This is a genomic window from Scytonema sp. HK-05 (genome assembly GCF_963872035.1).
Classification (GTDB): Bacteria; Cyanobacteriota; Cyanobacteriia; order Cyanobacteriales; family Nostocaceae; genus Kalymmatonema.
This window is the reverse complement of sequence record NZ_CAWMYC010000091.1, coordinates 23,832-48,507: the sequence shown is the minus strand read 5'-3', so window position 1 is coordinate 48,507 and position 24,676 is coordinate 23,832. Positions and strand designations below refer to the sequence as shown.

Annotated in this window: 18 protein-coding genes, 1 pseudogene and 1 riboswitch; of the genes and pseudogenes, 6 read left to right on the top strand and 13 right to left on the bottom strand. The window is 42.1% G+C overall.

Annotation, left to right across the window (positions count from 1 at the left end; genetic code table 11):
• Window positions 1-17 precede the first annotated feature (17 nt).
• From AACT52_RS11860 to AACT52_RS11815, 10 genes are all read right to left on the bottom strand, one after another.
• The gene (locus AACT52_RS11860) at window positions 18-1,328 is read right to left on the bottom strand and encodes an NAD(P)H-dependent oxidoreductase (RefSeq protein WP_073631092.1); all 1,311 of its coding nucleotides are present in this window, start codon (window positions 1,326-1,328) and stop codon (window positions 18-20) included.
• An 81-nt stretch (window positions 1,329-1,409) separates the two neighbouring features.
• Complete coding sequence (rfbC, locus tag AACT52_RS11855; protein ID WP_073631090.1) at window positions 1,410-1,961, bottom strand: dTDP-4-dehydrorhamnose 3,5-epimerase; 552 nt, start codon at window positions 1,959-1,961, stop codon at window positions 1,410-1,412.
• Between the two features lie 131 nt (window positions 1,962-2,092).
• Window positions 2,093-2,944 (bottom strand): phytanoyl-CoA dioxygenase family protein, encoded by an 852-nt coding sequence (locus AACT52_RS11850; protein ID WP_073631088.1) that lies wholly within the window; start codon window positions 2,942-2,944, stop codon window positions 2,093-2,095.
• A gap of 52 nt (window positions 2,945-2,996) precedes the next feature.
• The gene (locus AACT52_RS11845) at window positions 2,997-4,004 is read right to left on the bottom strand and encodes a glycosyltransferase family 2 protein (RefSeq protein WP_073631199.1); all 1,008 of its coding nucleotides are present in this window, start codon (window positions 4,002-4,004) and stop codon (window positions 2,997-2,999) included.
• A 480-nt stretch (window positions 4,005-4,484) separates the two neighbouring features.
• Window positions 4,485-5,510, bottom strand: coding sequence for an NAD-dependent epimerase/dehydratase family protein (locus AACT52_RS11840; RefSeq protein ID WP_073631086.1), 1,026 nt, complete (start codon window positions 5,508-5,510; stop codon window positions 4,485-4,487).
• A 497-nt stretch (window positions 5,511-6,007) separates the two neighbouring features.
• Window positions 6,008-7,225, bottom strand: a complete 1,218-nt coding sequence (gene lhgO, locus AACT52_RS11835) for an L-2-hydroxyglutarate oxidase (RefSeq protein WP_073631084.1) — start codon at window positions 7,223-7,225, stop codon at window positions 6,008-6,010.
• Between the two features lie 150 nt (window positions 7,226-7,375).
• Entirely contained in the window at window positions 7,376-8,149 is a 774-nt protein-coding gene (gene rfbF / locus AACT52_RS11830) for a glucose-1-phosphate cytidylyltransferase (protein WP_073631082.1), read from the bottom strand.
• A gap of 755 nt (window positions 8,150-8,904) precedes the next feature.
• On the bottom strand, window positions 8,905-11,094 hold the full coding sequence (locus AACT52_RS11825) for a tetratricopeptide repeat protein (protein WP_073631080.1): 2,190 nt from the start codon (window positions 11,092-11,094) through the stop codon (window positions 8,905-8,907).
• 58 nt (window positions 11,095-11,152) lie between these two features.
• Window positions 11,153-11,932 (bottom strand): PP2C family serine/threonine-protein phosphatase, encoded by a 780-nt coding sequence (locus AACT52_RS11820; RefSeq protein ID WP_073631078.1) that lies wholly within the window; start codon window positions 11,930-11,932, stop codon window positions 11,153-11,155.
• A 51-nt stretch (window positions 11,933-11,983) separates the two neighbouring features.
• Window positions 11,984-12,658 (bottom strand): vWA domain-containing protein, encoded by a 675-nt coding sequence (locus AACT52_RS11815; protein WP_073631076.1) that lies wholly within the window; start codon window positions 12,656-12,658, stop codon window positions 11,984-11,986.
• A gap of 617 nt (window positions 12,659-13,275) precedes the next feature.
• Here AACT52_RS11815 and AACT52_RS11810 point away from each other — a divergent pair.
• Window positions 13,276-14,703, top strand: a complete 1,428-nt coding sequence (locus AACT52_RS11810) for a response regulator (protein ID WP_073631074.1) — start codon at window positions 13,276-13,278, stop codon at window positions 14,701-14,703.
• A 433-nt stretch (window positions 14,704-15,136) separates the two neighbouring features.
• On the opposite strand, the gene AACT52_RS11805 is transcribed toward AACT52_RS11810, so the two are convergent.
• On the bottom strand, window positions 15,137-15,799 hold the full coding sequence (locus tag AACT52_RS11805; protein ID WP_233153921.1) for an HD domain-containing protein: 663 nt from the start codon (window positions 15,797-15,799) through the stop codon (window positions 15,137-15,139).
• A gap of 216 nt (window positions 15,800-16,015) precedes the next feature.
• On the opposite strand from AACT52_RS11805, the gene pheT reads away from it, so the two are divergent.
• The 3 genes from pheT (at window position 16,016) to AACT52_RS11790 (ending at window position 19,367) form a co-directional block, all read left to right on the top strand.
• Window positions 16,016-18,454: a phenylalanine--tRNA ligase subunit beta gene (gene pheT, locus AACT52_RS11800; protein ID WP_073631072.1), complete on the top strand. Its 2,439-nt coding sequence runs from the start codon at window positions 16,016-16,018 to the stop codon at window positions 18,452-18,454.
• A 104-nt stretch (window positions 18,455-18,558) separates the two neighbouring features.
• Window positions 18,559-18,828 (top strand): YciI family protein, encoded by a 270-nt coding sequence (locus AACT52_RS11795; RefSeq protein WP_041032143.1) that lies wholly within the window; start codon window positions 18,559-18,561, stop codon window positions 18,826-18,828.
• Window positions 18,829-18,962: 134 nt separating this feature from the next.
• On the top strand, window positions 18,963-19,367 hold the full coding sequence (locus AACT52_RS11790; RefSeq protein ID WP_073631071.1) for a hypothetical protein: 405 nt from the start codon (window positions 18,963-18,965) through the stop codon (window positions 19,365-19,367).
• 1,038 nt (window positions 19,368-20,405) lie between these two features.
• Here AACT52_RS11790 and AACT52_RS11785 read toward each other — a convergent pair.
• Entirely contained in the window at window positions 20,406-20,858 is a 453-nt protein-coding gene (locus tag AACT52_RS11785) for a nuclear transport factor 2 family protein (RefSeq protein WP_233153920.1), read from the bottom strand.
• Window positions 20,859-21,506: 648 nt separating this feature from the next.
• Here AACT52_RS11785 and AACT52_RS11780 point away from each other — a divergent pair.
• A pseudogene (locus AACT52_RS11780) lies at window positions 21,507-21,869 on the top strand (Swt1 family HEPN domain-containing protein); the annotation flags it as partial.
• A 117-nt stretch (window positions 21,870-21,986) separates the two neighbouring features.
• The gene (gene rnc / locus AACT52_RS11775) at window positions 21,987-22,661 is read left to right on the top strand and encodes a ribonuclease III (RefSeq protein ID WP_073631195.1); all 675 of its coding nucleotides are present in this window, start codon (window positions 21,987-21,989) and stop codon (window positions 22,659-22,661) included.
• Window positions 22,662-23,006: 345 nt separating this feature from the next.
• Here the strand turns inward: rnc and AACT52_RS11770 are convergent, their stop codons facing one another.
• Window positions 23,007-24,200 carry a sensor histidine kinase gene (locus AACT52_RS11770; protein ID WP_073631066.1) on the bottom strand — a complete coding sequence of 398 codons (1,194 nt, stop codon included), beginning with the start codon at window positions 24,198-24,200 and terminating at the stop codon, window positions 23,007-23,009.
• Window positions 24,201-24,467: 267 nt separating this feature from the next.
• Window positions 24,468-24,658, top strand: a riboswitch (cyclic di-AMP (ydaO/yuaA leader).
• The last annotated feature ends 18 nt before the right edge of the window (window positions 24,659-24,676 follow it).

The window sequence follows — 24,676 nt, the reverse complement described above, 5'->3', positions numbered from 1 at the left end:
TCGGTTAACCTAGTTATCTAAACTGCTGCCAAGGTTTTTGATTGAGCGAAATAAGCGTTCTGCTCAGATCGCAGTTTGTCGCACAGTCTACCTTCAGGCAGTTCTACGTCGTCATAGGTGAGGACTTGGTCTTTTGGAATATCTCGCTTGAGGCGACATCCTTCCGCTAAACCAATCGGCAAGAGGTTTTGCTCTTGGACAATGTTGGAATTTTCGCATTGTCCGTAGGTCATGTAATAACCAATACCATCTAGGGTTTCGCCAGCTTTTAGGTCGATTTTGGCGGTAGTGACAACATCTACTAAGGGACCTCCTAAAGGACTTAAGACGTAATCTTGGAAGAGGACAGCGCGAGCAACAGACAATGGCACCTCAAAGTGACAGAGGTGGTAAGGAGTATAAAAGCTGTAGAGCGGTCCTTCACCTAACTTGTACAGGTTGAGGTAGTGTTGTTGCTTTGGATCGTCGTGAGTTCCAAATACAAATACCCCTGGACCTGGTTTTGCGCCAACTACGTAATCAACGATGCCGCCCAGTTCTTTGAGTTGTTCGACATCATACATTTTGGTCATTTCATCGACATGACCGTTAAAGTCGTATCCCAGCATTCCCCGTTTGGCAACTGTCATACCTGTAGCATTGGCAACGATCGCCTGCTCAAAGGAGATTTTTGTGCCATCGGCAAAGCTGGTGACCATGTGAGCTTTTTGACCCCAACGTTTGGCAAATGCTTCCTGTGTGGTGGGATTGCGATAGGGATCTTGTAAGCCTTTGATGTTACCACACAACAACGGAGTTAAGCCGATACTTTTTACAAAACGATAAAGGTTCAATTGCACCCCTGGCTGATCGCCATCGCAAGCGGTCAGGATGACTCCTGCTTTGTCGGCGTAAACTTTGAGAATCGGACCGATGGTACCATCGAGTTCCGCGTTCATCATGATGACATGCTTGTGATGAGCGATCGCCTCAAGCACGACATGAGCGCCAAATTCTACCGCACCTGTGACTTCAATCAGTGCATCGATACCTTCGGCACGGCACAGTAACATTGCATCTTCAGTGACTGCGTACTGATTGTGGGCGATCGCGTCTTCTAATTCAGCGACGGTAGAAACGACTTTGTAATCTTCAATCCCTGCTTCCGAATATGCTCGCTTGGCTGCATCAACACTCCGGTTGGAGATAGCAACTAACTCCATACCAGGCACGGAATTTTTAATTTGATTGGCAATTCCCCGTCCCATAAAGCCAGCACCAATCATTCCAACTTTGATGGGGTTACCTGCTTCGGCGCGGGCTTGTAAGGCGCGATCTACAATAATCATTTGGTGAAACTCCTGTGTTGATATTTGCTTGTTAGTTGTTAGTCGTGAATTATTAGTAGTTTGCCCACTGATCACTAAGAATTAAACATTTCCCCCAACGGTCATCATTGTCATCAAAGGCCAATTTTGATCTTTTTCGGAAATTTCAGTCACTTCCACAGGCCATTGAATATTGAAAAATGGGTCATTATAGCGTAATCCCCGCTCATATCCTGGTGTATAAAACTCACCAACCTGATACACAACTTCTGCCCCATCTGTGAGTGCTTGATAGCCGTGAGCGAACATCTCTGGAACATAGAAGGCGCGACGGTTTTCTGCTGTTAATTCCACACCGACATGTTGAAGATAAGTAGGAGATTCAGGACGCATATCAATAATCACGTCATAGATAGCGCCTTGGGTACAGCGAATTAATTTCGTTTCTGCTGCTGGCGGAATTTGATAATGCATTCCCCGCAGGGTTCCTTTTTTGTGGTTAAAAGACAGATTGCATTGGGCAACCGTTGGCTTTAAACCATGCGCCTCAAATTCTTGAGCGCAGAAGGTACGGGCAAAGAAACCACGATGGTCGTGCTTCTCTTCTAGGTCAATGATGTACGCGCCTTTAAGTTCGGTTTCGGTAAAAATCATGGGGAAACTCTCTTTGAATTATGACTACACAGTGGCACTAGGTAATTCCTGATTTACCTTCGTGTTGTTTGCGCCTACCTCTTGGGTAGGCGCAAACAACACGAAGAAATTCTAAGGGCGGGACAAGCACACTATCTAAGAACTCTCACTGAATCAAGTTCTTGAGATAAATCTGGTTTGGCAAAAGTATCATCCCAGTACTGGGTGCAAAGCTCTGGTCGTTTCGGTGGGTTTGCAGTGTAAACAAAAAACAGTGCTGACCTTTCTTCTGTCCTTAGGGTTCCGTGGTGTAAAGCAGTTTTTGGATCTGTAAAAATGACTGTACCTGCAGGTCCGGGACATGATTTCCATTTGTGTTCTGGGATGACTTCTTTAAGCTGTTCATCAGTGATACCTATGTAGCCTGAGCGCCAAAGCTTGTAGTAAATCCGATAATAATTTAAGGTGGACAAGGAGGTCAAAGATAAGGGAACATATTCAAAAGGACCGTGTTTCTCTTCTACGTCGGTCAAATAAATAATTATTTTGACCATCCGGCGGTCTTCTGAGTCTTTATGCCATAGCAGTGTGCCAAACTGATTTTCGTTGGGAAAGTCTTTGCGTAAATGTACGCCTTGAAAGGCAGTAGGAAGACCGATGTAATTTTCGATGATGTTAAGCAGCTTTTGTTCCCGACCCCAGTAGGAAAATTCTGGTAAGTCTGTCACTGTGTAAATTTGTGGCAGTCTTTGCGTTAGGTTGCTGTTATTTGCATCCTTCATTCTAGATAATTGAGTGTGAGATGCTTGGAGAAGATCAGATGTAGAACCTAACCCCAACTTCTCCAGAGTTGTCACGTAAACTCCATCGCGTTTGAGAGCATCAACAATGACGCGATCGCCTTCTTCCAGAGCAGGCAATTTTCCTGCATGGTTCAAAAGTGCAGATCTATAACCTAACTCAGATTTCAGTTCAGATATTCTGTTTATAATAGTTTTAAGCATGGAATAACACCTTCTAGTAAATTTGGTTTTTTCTTAGTCATTGATTTCCTGCTTACCCTGGATATTTTCCTAGGTTTTGAGCAGGCTGTTCGCTTGTTTCTACCATTTTGAATTCTCTAGTAGTTGCTGCCTCAAAAACAGACATACCTACTAAAGTCAAAAAGGGAACAATTATTTGGAGCGTGAATATCGGCCACCTTCTTAAAGCACCCAAGAAAACTCTCAAGTTAGCTTCTTTAAAATTCTTCCAAATCATCTTACGGCAAAATTGCTTAGAGTATCCGTTCTCCCCTAGTTTCATCACAACTTCAGACTGGTGTTTATATTGCATTAACAGTGCAGATTTTGGATCTTTTTGCCAATAACTTACACCAACAATACATTCAACGTAGGTATCTTTAGTAACAATTACCCTACCATTAGCAGCGCAATACCCAGCTAAATATGCTAAAGAAATCCAGTTTTTCTCAGCTTCTTGCCAGATTTGAAGACCGCGCTGTACCAACTCAGTGCGATATATCGAAGCAGTTAGAAAAATGACTGCGCCAACACTTTTCGCAAAACAGTGTTCAAATATAGCTTTCCCGTCACCATTCCCATCTTCACTATCAACATCAAACCAACGGTTACCCACTATTGTAGGTGGGTGTACTGGTTCACCTGTGATTTGGTTACGGCCAGAAAAATTGAGGAATAATAATGATAAATCCTCATGTTGTTTGAGTTTGCTGATCACATAAGGAACTGCTCTATCTTGAATGGGGTCATCATCACCAATTGTCCAAACATATTTGGTTTTTGCGGATTTTAAGCAATGAATGATATTCCGCATCACACCAATATTTTCAGAATTTCTGCTGGATTTAAATGTGATATGACTGAGATTGGTTTGCCACTTTTTAATGACTTCTTGAGTTTTGTCAGTTGAACAATTATCTGAAACAAAAATTTCACAATCAGATTCAAAGCCAATGATTGCTTGAGCAAGCCATGCTAATTGCTTATCAAGTCGTTCGGCACGATTATAAGTAGGAATGGCAATAGTGAGTAATTTATTCATGCTGGAATGTACATAATAGTGATTGGGTAGCTCTGGATTTTGCATATGTGATTACCTGCTATACCACAGATAGCAGGTTATTATATATCTGCTTGGGGTGCAAAATAATTCTCCAAACAGTCTTGTTTTTTATTATTTAGGAAAAATTATCAATAGATACACAGTTGTGATAGAATATAGCCCCGTTTCAAACACTTGGTAGACGAGATAATTCTAATACAGTCGAATCGGCATTTACACAAAACTTGAAGATGAAAACCCTGATTGTAGATTAATTCTACAGACGGAGTTAAAACAGTTTGATTGTTCGGAATGTTCACCTTGGGTTTATAGTCCACAGTTGATAATTCAAATTCTCCACTATACGTAGAACTTATGCGCGCTAATAAATTTTGAACCCAAACTGTGAACTAGAAACTTTTTTTGATGAACATCACCGTCAAACCATCTACTTGATGGCTTTTCAGCCATTATGGCACTTTACTTACTCCAGAAGAAATCTTTGTCAATTTGCTGAGTACGAATGAGATACTCTAGCTGCTTCAAGCGAGTGAAGCCTCTAGATAAGAAAACTTCTTCAGTCATATCGATTTGTGAGAACAAATCATACAACTGCTGCGCCCCCCGCTGTGCATTCCAATCACACTTAAAGCCAGGTAGAACGGTGTTAATTTTCTCGAAAGATACGCGGTAACTGCGATTGTCTGCACCCTGATCGCCAAAGCTCAATTTGCAATCAGGGAAAACTCCGGCAATAATTTCGGCAATTTCTTTGACTCGATAATTGTTTGCTGTATCTCCCACGTTGAAGATTTGGTTGTGTACGATATCACGAGGAGCTTCCACTGTGCAAACAATTGCTTTGCAAATATCCAGCGCGTGGACGAGCGGACGCCAAGGTGTACCGTCACTGATCATCTTGATTTCTTTGGTCGTCCATGCCAAACCTGCTAAATTGTTTAAAACAATATCAAAGCGCATTCTGGGGGAAGCACCAAAGGCAGTAGCATTCCGCATAAAGGTCGGAGAGAAGTCATCATCAGCGAGTGGCTTGACATCTCGCTCTACTAAAGTCTTACATTCTGCGTAGGCGGTTTGGGGATTGACAGCAGATTCTTCTGTGACATCACCCTCGGTAGCGACGCCATAGACACTGCACGAAGACATATACACAAAGCGACGCACACCTGCTTGTTTTGCCAATTCGGCAAGACGAACTGAACCTTTATGGTTAATTTCGTAAGTGATGTGTGGTGCGAGCTGTCCAGTGGGGTCATTCGACAGTTCAGCCATGTGGACTATGGCATCAACACCTTCTAAATCCTCTACGGTGATATGGCGAATATCTTTAGTGAGAGTTTTGGCTGTGACCTGAGTACCGTTGTACAACCAACCCACTTTATAAAAACCAGTATCTACTCCGATAACTTCATGTCCCCGTTCGATTAACAAGGGAGGTAATAAGCTACCAAGATAACCTTCAGTACCAGTGACTAGAATTTTCATTGTTTTCAATTCCTATTGAAGTTCGATTTCATGTTGTAAATGAATTACCCTAGTGAGGTACGGTGCGTCACTCTGGTTAGGGTAGTTTAGGCGATGTAGTTATGATGTATTGATGGCAGCATAAATTATCGCCTCACTCACCTTGTGTACATCTGTTATGCACCGTAACACATCATTTTTAAAGTTTTGAGGTTGTCAACGATGTTACTTTCATAAATTTTCTCCAAAGCCGTCTTCAAATGCTATCTCGCTAGCCAGACCCGTCTGTCATGTCAAGATATTGCAAGAACAAATGTTTTTTAGGGTGTTTAGATTGTTCTGCCAATCCTGCATACCAGGCTTTGGGAGAATTTGTGAAGTGAATAACGCCGCAACTGTGAAGCAGTTCGTTATACCTATTCTCCTTAAGTTTAGGTATTCTCACATGAAACAATGCCTGTGCTAGATGAAATTAAATAATAAATAATGTTGCAAAAAAGCACAGGCAAACACAATATTTAGAGCTGACTGACTACAGCTTTGAGATGCGATTGCTCAGGAATTTGGGCGACAATAGCTTTGCCAATTTCGATGGAAGATGTTGCTGCTGGGGAAGGAGCATTGCAAACATGGACGGAGTTTTGACCTTGAACAATCAAAAAGTCGTCCACCAGTTTACCATCGTTCATCAGTGCTTGTGCGCGAACACCAGCATGGGTGGGAACTAAATCTTCTTGTTGGACTTCAGGAATGAGTTTTTGCAAACTTCTGGTGAAGGCTGCTTTACTAAAGGAACGAATGATTTCCTGGATTCCTTCGTCAGCGTGTTTTGCCGCGAGTTTCCAAAAACCAGGATAAGTCATGACTTCTGCAAAATCACGCAAGTTAAAGTCGGTTTTGTTGTAGCCTTCACGCTTAAGACTAAGAACTGCATTTGGTCCAGCGTGTACGCTGCTATCAATCATGCGCGTAAAGTGGACACCTAGGAACGGAAAATCAGGATTGGGAACTGGGTAAATCAAACCTTTCACCAGATAACGTTTTTCTGGTGTGAGTTCGTAATATTCTCCCCGGAAAGGAACAATTTTTGCTTTCGGATCGGCTTTACCCATTTTGGCAACGCGATCGCTATGCAATCCAGCACAATTGATCACAAAGCGAGTTTCAAAGGTACCAGTGTTAGTTTCTAATACCTGATGGTTGCCACTGGTAACTATTTTTTCAACCTTTGTATTGAGACGCAGTTCTCCTCCCTGCTGTTTAATAATTTCAGCATACTTGAGGCAAACTTGCTTGTAGTTGACAATACCAGTTGAAGAAACGAATATTCCCCCAACGGAGGTGACATGAGGTTCAATTTCTTTGACTTCCTCAGGAGTAATTCTCTTAACGTCTATGCCATTTTCAAAACCTCGCTTGTAAAGATTTTCTAGACGAGGCAACTCTTTTTCATCAGTAGCAACTATCACTTTGCCGCAAACTTCATGGTCAATTCCATGTTCTTGGCAAAATTCCACCATTGACAGACAACCGTCACGACAAAATTTAGCTTTGAAACTTCCCGGCTTATAGTAAATGCCAGAATGAATCACGCCACTATTGTTGCCGGTTTGGTGAAAAGCCCAATTGCTTTCTTTTTCTAAAACCAGAATGCGAGCATTGGGATAGCGTTTACCTAAAGCCATCCCGGTGGAAAGACCAACGATTCCTCCACCTATAATCGCAAAATCATACATCAGTACTATAGCTCCTGGGAATACGAAGTGTGAAGAGTCAAGAATGAAGAGTGAAAAATCAAAAATGCTGAGAGAAAAAACAAGAGTGAAGAATGAAGTGATTTTTATATCTTGTATGTTCTATCTTCTATCTTCTATCTTCTTTTTTTCTCACCATACTTTCCAAGGAGCCTTACCATTCTTCCACAGATCCTCGAGGTAATTTTTATCTCGTAAAGTATCCATTGGCTGCCAGAAGCCATTATGCTTGTAAGCAGATAGCTTTTCCATTTCTGCCAGCTTTTCTAATGGTGTCTGCTCCCAAATAGTGGAATCATCATCTATTAAATTGATGACTTCAGGCTCTAGCACAAAATAACCACCATTAATCCAAGCTCCATCCCCTTCTGGTTTTTCGCGAAAGCTTGTGATTTTTGTTTGTTCGTGTCCTAAGACAAGAGCACCAAAGCGTCCTGGTGGTTGAACTGCTGTCATTGTTGCTAAACTCTTTTGTTCTTTGTGAAAATTAATGAGTTCTCCAACATTGACATTGCTTACACCATCGCCGTAGGTGAAGCAAAAAGTTTCATTGCCAATATGCTCTCGGACTCGCTTCAAACGTCCGCCGGTCATTGTATTATCACCCGTATCTACTAGGGTGACACGCCAAGGTTCTGCGTAACCCGAATGCACATTCATCTGGTTAAATCGCATATCAAAGGTAACATCTGACATATGTAAGAAGTAGTTGGCAAAATACTCCTTAATGACGTAACCTTTGTAACCACAGCATATAATAAAGTCATGTATGCCGTAGGTGGAGTAAACCTTCATAATATGCCATAATATTGGCTTACCGCCAATCTCCACCATAGGCTTGGGTCTAACGCTAGTTTCTTCACTTAAGCGTGTACCAAGCCCTCCAGCTAAAATCACTGCTTTCATGGGATTATCTCTAGGTTTTCAGGTAGATGAGTAATCAACTATCTTAGGACTGAAGAGAGAAAAATTGATTTCTCAATTTTCTCAGTATATAATCTAACTGCAAATTGGCACTTTAGTATGAAGTTCAGATAAATAAATCTATCTTAAGTATGAAAAAATGAATAAGCTTTGTAAGTACCTGAAATTTAGAGATAACAGTATTTAGGCAGTTTCTAAAAAATACAAAATTACCGACTCTTACTATTTCAAAATGACAAGAAATAACCTGCTATATATAGTCTTTTTCAAATGATTAGACTAAAAATTGTAAGGTGGGCATTGCCTATAAAAAATTACGTGAGTGATTTTTGAAGTATTGGTGAGCAATGCCCACCCTACGGAGAACCGTTGTCATTCTTCAAAATACAAAATATAATAAACAGCAAAACTGTTAAGCCTCGTGGTGGAACAGCTTAATTTTCTCTGCAATTAACTTGTTCTTAGTACAGAATTGCACAAGTTTTTTGAAAAATTTTTATCAAAGAGTGTGGTAGACAGAAAGGAACAAGCCTACTCTCCCTGAAACCCTAATTATAAGCTATAACGCTACAGATTTACGAGAAACTGTACTTGTACCAATTCCCCATGAAGAACCACTTAATATTTCTTAAATAAACCGCCCTACGCCGAAGGCGCATGCCCGGAGGGCTTTAGACGCCAAGTACGCGGCTGAGTTAAAGAGTAAGTATTAAGTGCAAGTTTAGAGAAAATTGGTATTAGTTGCTTTGTTGCGATACATTTGTGGTTTGCAAAAAAGTATCACATTTATTTTCAACGACAACACAGATACTGCTTAATGCTTGTTGATAATTATCCATATCCTCTTGTTCGAGAGATATTTTGGCAGCTGTTTGTAAATCATCAACTGCTTGCTTATGGTACTGACTAGATTTGCCACCTCCATATTGTGCAAGTTCGTAACGGACAACGCCTCGTTTTAGATAGACTTTTGCCAGTTTTGAATTGATATTCAATGCTTGGTTAAAGTCTTGAATTGCTTGTTTGTATTCTTGCTCAAACTCGCTGCTATATTGGGCAACTTGATAACGCACCAAACCTCGCTGAAAGTATGCTTCTGCCCTTGAAGAATTAAGGTTCAGTGCTAGGTTGAAGTCATCAATTGCTTTTTTATATTCCTGTTGAGAATCACCACTATATTTAGCAATTTGGGAGCGAACAATACCCCGTCTGATGTATGCTTCTACTTCATTTGGATTGAGACGCAGGGCATTGTTATAGTCTGCAATTGCTAAGTTATATTCTCTGTCTGGATCACTGCTATATTCGGCAAGCATATAGCGGGCATTACCGCGATTGACATAAGCTTTCACTTCATTAGGACTGATGCCAATTGCTTGATTGTAATCAGCAAGTGCTGCTTCGTACTCTTTTAGGTTGTAGTGAGCATTGCCACGGTTGACATAAGCTTTTGGATGTTTTGGCTCTTTTTGTATTGCTTGACTGAAATTTTCAATGGCTTTTTCGTAGTCTTTGACTTTGTATGAAGCATGTCCCTGCTTGTAGTAATCGGCAAAATTTTTATTATTCTTAATCTTGTCTTTTGCCAAAGAAATCAAATTTTGCTGAGCGTAAGGACTTTCGGCAAGAAAGGGGCGATTTGTAAATTTAACCATTAAATCCAAATACCCTAAAGCGCCAAAAAGACCAACCAAGCAAAAAACAATAGGGTATAATTTCCGCTTTTTAGGAGGTTTATAGTAGGAAATATTTTGCGGAACAACTGGAGGGCGATAATTGGTGCGGGGAAATGGAATCGCTGGTTGCGGTGTGCGAGGAACTTGAACTTGGCGTCTTTTGGGTTGTACTCGCGGTTGTAAATGTTCTCTATTTGCTATTGCTTTTATAGATGGGAATGGATCACGTCCACCTAATCGCAAAGTACGTTCGCACCAAGGACATTTGTCCAAGTGGTTGCTATAGCGATGCTGGGGGTTGACAGTACAGGTGATCAGGCAATTTTCGGCATCAGCAAGCGCCGTGAGCCAAGTTTGAGCGCTGGGGCGTAGCTGCGGATCGTTGTGACTCTCCTCAAAACAACGTACAAACAGTTCCTGCAAGCTTAGGGGAAGAATATCCCAAGGAGGTGCAATCGGTGTGGGAATGTATGGTACACGCCGCTTGAGACTGTAGGTAAAATGTCCTGCTGCAATGCGTGCTTCGTAGGTTGGAGGTTCACCAGCTCCTTGATAAATGCCGGAAAATGGGTGTGTGCCTTCCATCAACAGTTGAAAGATCAGCACTGCTAACCCAAACACGTCGTGGGTAAAATTGCGATCGCACTGAGCAAAGGTTTTGTTTTGAAGTTCTGGTGGGGTAAATTCTGGTTTCCCTACATGACACCGATAAACCACTCCACTATTTGGATCTTGTACCTGGAATGAATCGGTGTCTACTATTGTCACCAATGCTGTGTCACTGACAAGGATATTTGACTCATTCACATCCCCAACACAGTACCCACTGGCGTGCAACGCCGCAAAAGCCGAAGCTAGATTGCGAGCTGTGCGGATTAAGTACTGATAGTTGAACAAAGGACAGTGCTGGCGGCGAGTTCTAGGATTATAAAAGTCGATGATTGGACGCATTCCCTGAATGCGTGGCATCAAAAACCCTATCACCTGAGCGCTTGCATCGGTTGAGTGCAACAACTCAATGGGCCATGCTATTGAAATATGCCCCAAGCTGGCGGTTGGGTTTTCCGGCGGGTGGGCAAGCATCACCTGCAATTTGCGAGCTTGGGCAGGTGTTGGCTTGTGATAAACTTTTGCCACTAAACCAGCATCTGTTGGCACTGTATATATACACGCTTCACCGCCTCGTCCCAAACTTACGGTAAGGTTGATATTATTAATTCTTTGGTTAGAAAGACAACGTAGTACCTGCATGATATAATTTATGGATACGTTATAAATGTATACACTTTGGCACAGACGAATTCTCCAATCAATTGCTTAAAGCAGCAATGATTAATGTGAGATCATCATCTGTACGTTGGGTAATCCGATCCGAACGCAGAAACCTCACCAACTGTTCCTTTGCCACTGTTTTATCATCAGCATTCGCTGTAAAGTCGAACAGAGGAAGGAAGAACGGTTTATGAGGCGCACCCACAGCCATATTCATCGCAAGCATTTGTAGTCCATCAGTGAGGACACCAACGTTGACTATCGCTTGACGCCATACCCTAAGTTGAGCAGCATCTAAGGCTGTCGGCGAGGTCAAAAAAACTGTCTCATTAATATATTCTCCACTATCAGGCATAGTCAGTGCAATTAGGTTTCCCTGAGCATCCCTCGCTACCGCCACACCATCCCCTATTTGTGCCACTGCTACAACTTCTGGCGTCGCGACTGCAATAATCAAAGTGCTTGCTAAATCCAATGGCTGCTTTTCACAAGCAACAGCTTCTTCCTCAACAGCTTTTTTGGCAGCGATTATTGCCTCAAGCAAAAGCGATCGCACAGCATCATCATCGACTAGGGTTCGCCCTGAGATTTCTTTGATTGATATGTTTTCTATCGCTGTTTCCACAGCAACCATTGCTCCCAGCTTACCCATGCTTGCAGATCCAGCTCCATCTGCCGCAGCAACAACCAAAATATTATCTGGCAAAATCTGCCAGTGGTGAGCATCCTGACACAACTGCTTGTTCTTTAAGTGGCTCGTACCACAGACCGATGCGGCTACTACCCGCCAATGAGGTATCTGTCTATAAGTGTTCATATGATAGTCTTCCGTTGCTGCTCTTTGCATGAGCATTGCGCCATATCATTACTAAACAGAACCCCAACCAATCGGTGGTAGTGCTACCTGTTCGTCTACCTTGGAATGAGAAACAGCTGACATACTAGCTGACAGCCAAACAAACATTTCAACAAAATTCAGCCCTTCGAGCCTCAATGGCGTACGTACAGCTATTTGACTTAAACGTGTCATGTTCGCATTGTCTACTCCTACAGTAAAAAATGCCACACGCTTACTCGCTTCGTCTGCGTGCAAACGCCGCGCTGCTTGCTCTACAACATCTTCAAACTCGCCTTGCGGCTCACCATCAGTAATCATGAACACCCAAGGACGATAGTAAGCAATGCCGTTAGTGCGATACTGAGCTTTGCGGTCTTGGAGCAGATCCAAAGCTTTATGAATTCCAGCACCCATCGTAGTCAGTCCTTGTGCTGTCAGTATCGGCGGACTGAATTGGTCAGCAGTCACAAAGTCCTGTACTACATTTACATGACTATCAAAAGTAACTATTGCTACTTCAACCCTCCTTGCTGCCAAGGAATTTTTCGTTAATTCTTCCTTGAAAGTCTGCAACCCCTGATTCAATGAATCTATTGGCATACCTTGCATTGACCCAGATGTATCTAGGAGAAGTACACAAGGACAACGCGGTTCTGGGTTTTCCGCAAACTCCACTACTTCATCAAGTTTTAATGTATCAGGCATAACTTTTCGTGTTATGTTATAGTCCAAAGCGAAGCTTTCCTTTTCCTCAAAGTATATAGTTTATAGCACTAACGAAACTATATGTAAGTTGTTTAATCCTAGATAGTTTACTATTTGTTAAACAAAATTTTGCTGCTAATTTTTTTACAAATTTCTGAAATCTTACCAGAGACATATCCCTGTAAAACTGAACCAACTAGGAGTCGGCATTGCCTACCGCGAAATACAAGCAAATTTTATACATAACACGTATAGAATACAATAAATTAGTACGTCAGTTAACACAAAATTTTAAAGATTCGATGTAGAAAGGTAGGATTTTAGATAAAAGCAATTAACTAGAGTTCATAAAATCAGTAGGATAGCTACGCCTTCGTTACCTTGCTTAATTAATTAAAATTGAAATAAGTTGAAAAATTCTTTCGTTAGCTATGTTACGGGAAAATGTAACATACTAGCTATAATGTTACCTCTACAGCTTGTAATATATGTATACAATATCAGATTCTAAGAATATTTCTTTATAGGGAAATATCGAGGTAAACGAAATACCTTATTTACCGATAAGAAAGAAAATTCAAACAATCGGTCTTATTTTCCAGTAAATCTCTAAAGAAATGAATAATTTTGGCACATTCAGCAAACTACGTCCCCTCAGTTTATTGAGACATCTATCTAATTGTTCTGAGAGTACTTGTTTACAAGTCCTCAGCAACTCCGTTTCCTGGTCAATCTATTTAGAGCAGGGGAGAATAACTTATGCCACCCATTCAGTCGAACCCTTTGACCGACTTGAACGTCATTTGCGTCGCCTGAGCCATCATGTTCCTAACATCATCGCTGAAGTTCGTGTTCAATTACGTTTGATGTTTGAACCAGACGCAAAAAGTCAGTCAGTTGAATATAAAAATCATACCAGAGAACAGTCAATTCCCCCTCCACTCCCTCCTGAGTACCAAGCTATTTGCTGGTTAGTTAGTGAACGATACCTACATTCTACACAAGCAGCTGTGCTGATCCAAGAATTGGTCAAAGAAGTGCTTGAGCCATATCTTTTAATCAAACATGGAACTTTTACATTAAAAGATTCTCATTATCGAGTTCCAACCATTTGCAAGCTGGATGTAGAAAAAATTGTGGAACGCTGCCAACAAAAGTTGCAGAATTGGCAGTCATTAGGTCCCCAAATTTCTTCTCCCTATCAGCGTCCATATTTGTTAATTAAAACCACAAACAGTCAAAAGAATTTATCAGGAATAGACCCTAAGTTAACTGAGTGGATGAAGGGTTTTAGTCTGCGGCATCTGTCAGTGATTATGAATCAAGACGAAGTCCAACTGGCTAGAATATTATACCCTCATATTTTAAATGGCACAATATTATTGCATGAACCAGACCCTCCCTTTGATAAATTACCAAAGACATTTCCAGATTTAGAACAAGCTTCTACTTATGTCGCCCAATCAGCTAATACTAAACTAGTTGATTCTGCAGTAGCATCAAGTAGCACCATCTCCAAAGAGAAGCCCACTATTTCTGTTGAGAACAGAGTTACTCATCAGCGAAAAACGCCGATTTCTCCTCAAAAAGAAGAAGTTCAAGAATTAGCAACATCTAAACCTAATAATAATGGAAACTCAGGACATGATATAGAAACTCCTGCTAATTCAACTCATCGAAAAATCTACAAAGTTGTTTCTGTAGATGATAGCCCCACCATCCTGAAAGAAATTAGCCGGTTTTTAGAAGATGAAAATTTTTCTGTAGTGACAATCAACGATCCACTGAAAGCAGTTATGTCGATTATTCGGCATAAGCCAGACCTAATTTTACTGGATTTGAATATGGAAGGCATAGATGGTTATGAATTATGCAGGATTGTCCGAAATAATTCAATGTTCAAAAAAACTCCCATAATCATGGTAACGGGAAACAAGGGATTTATTGACAGAGTAAAAGCAAGATTTGTCGGGGCATCTGGATATTTAACTAAGCCTTTTAGTCGTGCAGATTTACTGAAAATGGTGTTTATGCATTTGGCTTGATGATTGCAGTGATTAGTTAATAGTCAATCGTTAAAAAAAACTTGAATTAGGATGTAAGAAAACGCTTTCTATCCTAATATTATTGCGTAAATATATTCTATTTTGTAATTTACAATTTGATTTTTATATTTCAATTACTTATAGCCGAATGGCACGCTTGTTAAGAGCAAACTCTTGTGCCGGCTCGTTAAGAGCCTCCGGGCTCTTAACGCATTTTGGGAGGCTCTGCCTCCCGTTAAAATATTGGAGGCAGAGCCTCTAGGAATTGCGTTACAACAGAGCCTTGTAACGAGAAAAAGCTTAATTTAAAAGGGTTTCACGTTAACAATCGTGGCATTCACCATCAATATCTTTATCAAAGTTTATGCGACTGAATATCTTGTCACTAACCCAGCAGCCTACATTTCTCCTAGTTTGGCAGGCTGGCTTGAGTTTAATCTCTTAAGTCTTCTAGCCCTCTGGATATAGATTTGAGTTGTTGTGCTGACAAAGCCTGATTGGCACTTTCAAAAAATACTGATAAATTGCCTAGCCCAAGGTGTTCGTATACACTTGCTTGTAAAGCCATTTCTAATCGGTCTAGTTGGCGAACAAACTGTGATTCAGCAGATTGCCCCTTTTCGTATTCTTCCCATAAATCGATCCACTCTAATCCATGAGGAAGTTTACTTAGTACTTGAACAATAGACTGCTTTTCTAGTTGATATTTTTGATTTGGTTGAATTGCATCTTTTGGAGTAAAATCGCCTGCATATATTTCTCCCAAATCGTGTATTAAAGCCATACGAATAACCTTGGTTCTGTCTAACTCAAGGTGATATTCATCAGCTAAAAATAAAGCTAATAGCGCAACACAAAACGAGTGTTCGGCAACACTTTCACAATACTTTGGCTCAATACCGTGCTTTAACCAACCTTGACGATACAGATGCTTAAGATGATTAAACTCAAAATAAGCTTCAATAATAGGCAAAGTTTGCTTGCCGTCTAAAAGAGTAATAGGTAAAGCCGCTTTTGTGTGCATGATTTCAAGTGAACTATAAAAACCTACAGGGGACAAGCAAATGCTTGTACTTGCACAGAATAACTTTACCATCAGCTCCTCCCTTTACAATTCTTGGATTTTGAGTGCCTAAAAGAAGTGACTGTTGCCTTGGTACTCATAGTTCTGAATTTTTGCTTAAGTACCATCGCAAGCTTGGTGTCTGCAAATGAAGACCTTGTCCCAATGCGTGAGGAACTTGGTGGAATAGTTCTAGAATAGTCTGTGCATTATTATTTAGCTTAGATTTCAGACAAGGCAACACACTTCATGCGTATCTCACTAAAATGGTTGCAAGAACTAGTAGAGTTGAAACTTAGCCCAGAAGAACTAGCAGAAACACTGACATTAGCTGGGTTTGAGGTGGAAGATATTGAAGATCGCCGCACTTGGGCTGCGGGCGTTGTTGTGGGGAAAGTGCTTGAACGCCAACCCCACCCCAACGCTGACAAGTTGAGTGTTTGCCAAGTCGATATCGCCACGGGTGAAACTTTAAATATTGTCTGTGGTGCTTCCAATGTCCGGGCAGATCTCTATGTTCCAGTAGCAACCGTAGGTACTTACTTACCAAACATTGATTTAAAAATCAAACCTGCGAAACTACGAGGTGTTCCGTCTCAGGGGATGATTTGTTCGCTGAAGGAACTGGGTTTACCTAGCGATGTTGACGGAATTCATATTTTTACGCAAGAGAACTTGCAAGTTGGTAGTGATGTCCGTCCACTCTTGGGTTTAGATGATGTCATTTTAGACGTGACTGCGACTGCTAACCGTGCTGACGCTTTGAGTATGGTTGGCATAGCGCGGGAAGTCGCAGCCCTGACAGGGGCAAAGCTGACGCTTCCCAAACCAGGTGAACAGACGCCTGGTACGTCTCGAGAAACGTTTCCTTTAGCTTTAAAAATCTCTGATACGCAAGCTTGCCCAGCATACATTGGCACAGTAATTGACGAAGTAAAAATTGCACCATCACCTGAGTGGGTGCAACAGCGCCTGCGTGCTGCTGGAGTGCGACCGATAAATAATGTCGTGGATATCACGAACTACGTTTTGTTGGAATGGGGACAGCCGCTGCACGCTTTTGACCGCGATCGCCTACAATCGGTTGCTGGTAGTGACAGTCTGACAATCGGTGTCCGCTTCGCCAATGCTGGGGAAACTCTCAAAACCCTCGATGGACAAACTCGCACTCTATCTACCCAAAATCTCTTAATCACCGCCAATAATAAACCTGTGGCGCTAGCGGGAGTCATGGGTGGTGAAGAAACCGAAGTGCATGATGGTACTCAAAACTTGGTATTAGAAGCTGCGCTGTTTGATTCTGTGGCAATTCGCCGTTCTTCCCGTAGCGTAGGCTTAAGAAGCGAGGCGTCTGGGAGATACGAACGGGGAGTGAACCGCGCTGAGTTGGAAGTCGCCACACGCCGCGCTTTATCACTGATCAGCGAACTGGCTTTTGGAACTATAGCCACACAGGAAATTGGCGACTCCCGTCCTGACCCCTCGACTTGGACACATTCGATTGAACTGCGTTTAGACCGAGTGAATCAGGTTCTCGGACCAATCGATTTGGGAGAGCAAACAGGAGAAATCCAAGGCGAAGATGTTGAACGCATCCTGACAGCACTCGGATGTCAGGTGACTCCCATAGATGATCGTACGTGGACGGTTTCTGTACCTCCGTATCGTTACCGCGACTTAGAACGGGAAATAGACTTAATTGAAGAAATTGCCCGTCTCTACGGCTACGATAAATTTTACGATACCCTACCAGAAAAGTCAGAAGCAGGTTATTTGCCCCTTGAGCAAGAACTGATACGCAAGTTACGAGCATCGCTACGGGCGGAAGGATTGACAGAATTAATACACTATTCCTTGGTAAAACCAGGGGAAGACAGACAAATCGTCCTGGCAAACCCATTGTTTGTCGAATATTCTGCATTGCGAACCGATTTGATATCAGGGTTGATTGATGCGTTTCAATACAATTTAGAACAAGGCAATGGTTCGCTGAACGGCTTTGACATTGGGCGGATTTTCTGGCATGAAGAAGGTTTGCAAGAAGCAGAAGCCATTGCTGGGATTATGGGAGGCGATACTTCCAACAGCAAGTGGACAAGAAGCGATCGCGAGCAACCTATGACCTGGTTTGAAGCCAAAGGTATTCTAGAAAGTGTCTTTCAACAACTTGGCTTGCAAGTGGAATACCAAAGCGATCGCAGAGATTCTCGCTTGCACCCAGGACGTACCGCTTCCCTGTGGGTACGGGGTAACAGCCTTGGTATCTTTGGGCAACTGCACCCGCAACTGCGACAAGAAAAAGGCTTACCAGATTCAGTCTACGTGTTCCAGTTGGATCTAGATGTGCTTTTGAATTATCTGGACGAAGATGAAATTTTAGTACCGCAATTCAAGCCTTACTCCACTTATCCAGCGGCAGACCGAGATCTTGCTTTCTTCGCACCTGTGAAAGTGACCGTTGCTGAAATTGAAAAAGCAATTACCAAAGCAGGCAAAGATTTGCTAGAGTCTGTGGAATTGTTTGATGAATATCGCGGTGAGAACGTGCCCCAAGGACAGCGGAGTTTAGCATTCCGTTTGATTTATCGGGCAAGCGATCGCACCCTCACCGATAACGAAGTTGAACCAGTACACAACAAAGTCCGCGAAGCCCTCGTGGAGAAATTTGGTGTTAGCCTCAGGAGTTAAAACATAAGAGTGAAGAGAGAAAAATGAAGAAATTTTTTGCTCTTTCTTCTCTCTTATGTCTTATTTCTTTTGTTTGAATTTTGAACTTTAAATTGCATAGAACCATGCCTAAATACGTATTGTGGGGAACTTACTGCGAAGACGTTCTGGAAAAACGCGCCCCTTACCGTCAAGCGCACCTAGACGGATTAGCGAAACAGAAAGAATCCGGTGTGTTGATTACTATTGGTCCTACCAAAGATGTCACTAAAGTTTTTGGTATTTACGAAGCCGAAGACGAAGCTACTGTGCGCCAGTTAGTTGAAGCTGATCCCTACTGGCAAAATGGCATCTGGACCGAATACTCTATCAAAGAATGGATTCAGGCATTCTGAATAAAAGGTACGGTAATCATGAAAACGTTTTCATCCACAAAAACTTTCCTGTTGTCTAGACTAGAGAAAAGGTAAAAAAAGTGGAACAACTTCAACTTTTCTCTAGTCGTTTAATGTCTTGAGAAGGTAAAACTATGAACAAAATTTTGAAACGCGCATTTATGCCCAGCCTGTTGGCTGCTTCTTTAGCTGGTGTGAGCTTGTTTCCAGCTCAACCTGCCTCTGCTGATGATAAGATCCTTGAGGATGTAGGTATTGGAGCAGGTGTTGGTGCTGTCTCAGGCGTCATCAGAGGACGTAATGTGATAAGGGGTGCTATTAAGGGTGCTGGTGCTGGTGCTGCTGTTAATGGTGCTAATGGTCTTAGAGGCACTCGTAGAGAAAGACAAAATCGCAACATCATTCAAGATGTTGGAGTAGGTGCCGCCGCCGGCGCAGTAACTGATGGTATTATCAACGGTGGTGGAGATACGCTTGGTAGTGCAGCTGAAGGTGCAGCAACAGGTGCAGTTATCAATACCATCAGAAAGAAAAGGTAATTCGTAATTTGTGACGAGTAACTTAGTTACCAATTATCATCAATTGCGGATTTCTAAGGATGGCTGGCTGAAAACCTTGTGGATGGGTGCCCAAGGATGAAAGCTGGATGAAAGCCTTTAGGCTTAGGTCAAATATCCTAAAATATTTGCGTCAGTACAAGACGTTAAAACCTACTCCCGGACGCTCGTGAAAGTAGACGCCCGAAATAACTTTGAGGAGATATCACTACGCACCGTGTGTGCAAAGGTGGTGAATCCAGCCCTGAAGGCGGGTTTCCCGCCGTAGGGGACTGGTGAACCCGAAGGGTGAGCCTGGGAACCTGAAAAATCAGGATATTAAGACAGCGATGTCTTAAGAATCTCTGCTCCTTTAGGACAGAGATTGTCAATTTACACCTTCCCTAGTAGAGCTAGGGATTATTTTGTTTGTAGGGTCAATACTTCACAATTGAATCGCCTCAGTTCAAAATTGATCTGAGGCGCTATATATCTTATAGAAACTTACTATGCGATGAACATCTGACGATTATCACCTTAGACCGCTTTGAAGAAGGGTTTAGCCTTCCCTTGGTGATAACAAAGTGGAGGAAGCGACAAAAACTCCACATCGTCAATGTCAACTATTTGCACTCTTCGCACATGTGACGCCGCTCTCCTTCTATGTGCAACAATGGGTCACAGCGATATAACCCCCATCCAGTGCTACTTATTCTCAATTTTTAGATTAGCAAACCGAAAGCTTCTAACAAGTCATTCCACAGTTCGAGTTTAATCTCAGACTAAAGTAAGAATTTTGTCAGTTCTATTTTTAGACTGCTAGATGCTAAGTAGATAGGTAGAAATAAACCAAACTATGTTAAGAAATGTAAAAGCCTCTAAAACCCTTACTAATGAACGGCAGGTGACGCCAGTCCGCTCAAGTCGGCAGAGCCGCCCACGCGGCTGGCTCCTTTATGCCGGGGAACCCGTCCACCGCACTGCCTCCCAATGACTAATGACGTCGGACTGCCGAAACTCGTTAACTTTATTTGTACCGACCTACTTATCTGGTGTTTTTGTGTCAATATATTCACGCCAACGGCTAATTCGACTCTCTTTGAAATCAACAACTATAACATCGTCTGCTTTATTGCGGTGACCTGAAGCTTTTTCAGTATCTTCGTAATACCATTCCACTACCGCCTGGCTTCCCTCAATAATCATCCGCTGGATATTGATTTTCACATTTGAATATTGCTCAGCAAATTGGGTTACTTCTTCCCTTATTTTCTCTTGCCCCTGCCAACGTTTCCCAGGCACTATAAGTTCACCGTCTGGCGTAAACAACTGGGCAAGAGCATCAGCATCTTGAGCTACCCAAGCATCTCTAGCTTTTTCAATCAATACACGAATATCTTCTTGATTCATAAATTTATCTGCAAACGCAGGTGTATTAAAAGTTAGGCAAAAATATATAATTACTAATAAGAAAAACTGAGATAATCTTACCATTCTAATTTTTTTTAAACTTGGTGTAGCCTCTTTTTACAAGATAGCAGTTTGATGAAATTAGATATGGAAATAAAAACGACTATCACTAGTATACAGCTTCACACAACCCTCTCTCTTGTTTGTTCCTCTGTGTTTTCTACACCTGAGCGGTTCATGTGAGCGTTGCTCATGTGATTGTAAGGAAGCCCCGCCCTGTTCTTTGTACCCGAAGGCGAGTGCGTTTCGTAAGCCCTACGGACGTGCCGTTTCGGCGTGCAGCGTCTCCGAGGGAAGGGGCGTTGCATCTATGACTCAATCACCTACAGTAACCTGCTTCAGCTTTACACCGCGTACAGCTAGTCATTCATGCTCATTCGTTAAAATAGGTCAGGAAGAGTAAGAAAACGAAAGCTGACCATCTAACAACATCTTGATTCCCGTTCTTGAACCTGCTGATAGGGTGGGATGTTAAGCATAGGTCAAGTTAAATTTAGAAAATTCTTGCTTAATCTTCTTATCTGCCAAACCCCCCGAACCAAGCTTGTTATGAAATTAGCAATGGTTAAAATAGTAAATCTGTCCTGCTCAAGCTTTGACAGTACCAATTTCTGGCATCTTAATAAAGTGCCTTAAATGATTACTTAGAAAAATGTTACTTTAAATACTACGATGGCTGTTAGCAACCATGAACGAATTGGCAGGGGTTTAACTCTTTTAAATCAGGGTTTATACCCCTATGTAAAAAGGGAGATGCAAAAAGTCTATGGTGAGGGTTGGCTAACAATCGCCACTTCATATATGTCTAATGACGAAACCTCCAAGCCTGAGGCGGAAGACATTCTGGGCGATAATATTTCTGTTTTATTAACACTAATCATTAAGCAATGGGATCAGGTATTCAGCAAAAAACTAGGTTATACCGAACGTGCTTTAGTCGCTGAACTCATTGAAACCAGCAAGACTTGGACGCATCAATCTCGCTTTTTAACAGAGGACACCTATCGCGCGATCGACACGATCGCTCGACTTCTCAAGGCTATCTCTGCACCAGAGGTAAATGTTGCACAGCAGCAAAAGCAAGAAGTTTTAGCAATTCTCAGCCCCAAACAAGCTGAAAAAGCCCCGTTTGCAAAGGAGAAATTGGCTGAAATCATTAAACAACAAGGCTTTCAGGACAGTTCTCTTTTACGCCGTGCGCTGACGCATCGTTCCTATGTCCACGAAAACCCCCAAGAAGGAGAACACAACGAGCGCTTAGAGTTTCTTGGTGATGCTTTACTGACTTTTTTAAGTGGCGAATACCTCTATCGTCGTCACCCGGAAAAAGGAGAAGATGAATTAACCCGTCGGCGTTCTGCACTTGTAGATGAAAAGCAACTGGCAAAGTTTGCAATTGAGGTTGGCTTAGACTTCAGGATGCGCTTGGGTAAAGGAGCAACTTTAGAAGGAGGTTTCCAAAATCCCAATTTGCTCAGCAGCACCTTTGAAGCAGTCATTGCCGCTTACTACCTAGACAACAATTATAATATCGAAGCAGTTCGTGCTGTTGTCGAACCGCTGTTTGATTCTGTACCTGAAAGTATTGTGCAGTTTCGCTCAAATGTAGACTCCAAAAATCGTTTTCAGGAATGGGTACAACGCAACATCACCCAAACACCCCCCAAGTATGTCACAGTTCAAGCAGGTGGTTCTTCTCACGCGCCGGAATTCATCGCGAAAGTATTTGTGGGAGACAAAGAGTATGGACAAGGCAAGGGGCGCAGTAAAAAAGATGCTGAAAAAGCCGCGGCTGAAGATGCGCTGGCTAGAGTCAGGGTTCTCTAGTGTTGTGCAAACCCCATAGCTAGAAGCTAGGGGAAAATTTGCCAGCCTTATTACTACGAGTAACCGACGAGGAGGGTTCCGACTGGGAAAAAGTCGAGCCTTATTACAACGAGTACCCGTCTTCCGCGAAAAATCAACAAAACAAAGGCTCGACTTTTTCTTGTCCCAAGTGCGAAGCCGACAGATTAACAAACCCAAGGCTGGCAAATTTTTTACGTGTAAGACCCTCGCCCACACTGCCCTACAGCTCAGGTGTGGGGCTTGTGTCGGATTAAGCTAAAACTTTGTACACCTACCATGTCGCGCAACTGATGTTAACTAGCAATTTGGGTTGTGTACTCCACTTCACATTTCCACTTCTAACGGCAAAGTTACCGTGAAAGTAGAACCGACTCCCATCTCGGAGACTAAACTAATTTCACCTGACAAGAGTTGCACTAGCCGTGAAACTATTGCCAAGCCCAAGCCAGTACTATCGGGAAGGAAGGACTTAGTACCAGAAGCAATGCGAAAGTAGGGTTCAAAAATTAGGGCTTGGTCTTCTGGCTCAATCCCAATTCCAGTGTCGCAAACTATAATAGTCCACTTGTCAATGCCCAAGGTTTCACACTTAATTTTTATAGTTCCTGACTCTGTGTAGCGAATCGCATTGCTAACAAGATTTGTTACGATTTGCTGCAATCTTAACGGGTCTGTTACAACTTTTTCAGGAGCGCGATCGCAATCAACTCCCATTTGTAAATTTTTATTATCAGCTAAAGGCTGGAACATTTCATAGACATTTGTGATTAATTCATGCACATTGGTTGGTTCTGGCTGCAGTTTCATCTGTCCTGCATCACACCGGGAAATCTCCAGTGCATCGTTAATCAGGTGGAGTAATTGTCTTCCAGAGCGTAGCACACGTTCAACGTGTTCTAAATGAGTTATAGTGTCTTTCTCGTTCGATTGTTGGCGTTGGAGGCGCAAAAACAAATCAGAGTAGCCAATAATTGAAGTTAAAGGGCTTTTGAGTTCGTGTGCCAGAATCGATAAATTGTCTTGATTCGCCCGTACCAAGCGAGTCAGTTCTTGATTGTTGAGGCTCAACTGATTTTGCAACTGCTCTAGTTCTGCTAATCGCTGTTCAGTGTAGGTTTGGAAACAGCAGGCGATCGCCTCATCCAAAACTATATCAATCAAACGTACGGCTCGCATCACTTCTAGTGCTGATGCTTGCACTAATTCCGGCTCTAAAGTAACAAATATGACATCACGCAACAGACGATACTCTCGGGCAATTTCTGCCGCGTCGAAACCTTGCTCAGCCCTGAGAGTACCATGATGCAAACTCGCTTGAACTAAGGGTTGGATTTCATCATCTTGATATTGAGAAAGCACACTTGCCAGCGCCGAGAGGACATGGCTAAGATGATTTTCAATAGCTGTGTGGGATAGATTATTGGTGCTGGAAATCTTTTTATCCCGACGAACAGCTTCCACCCACTGTTCTAGAATCGTCTGAGTTTTATCTCGCAGCAATTGACTAAAATCTTTCATCACTTATGGGTGGATAAAAATACAACCAGAGAAAAATGTTTTATCATTTCTATAGAGGGGTGTTACATTTGCTTCTTAAAACTATGTAATGACTCAATATAAAAATATATAATTTTTAATGAATCTTTATGTATCTTAATATGGATGAATGACCTCAATAAGATACTTGTTTTTAAGTCCAAAAAAGTATATCCTAAGGTGGCTTGACGGTACTGTGTACCGATGTTACATTGATCGAAAATAATAATTAAGAGTAAGTCAGCCTAATCCAATGAATCGCCGAAGCGTAAGTTGGAGCGGAGGAACCAAAGTATGGGGCGTATCTCATAGAAGAACAAGAGTGAAGAACAAATAATCATTGTATCTTTCTTGCTTTTTGTTTCTTCCTTCTTCTAAGAGAGGGGCATCTCTCAGCCCTAGCCCGTCAGCTAACTTCGTAGGCAATGAGAGGAGACTGAAGAGACAGCATTAGTATA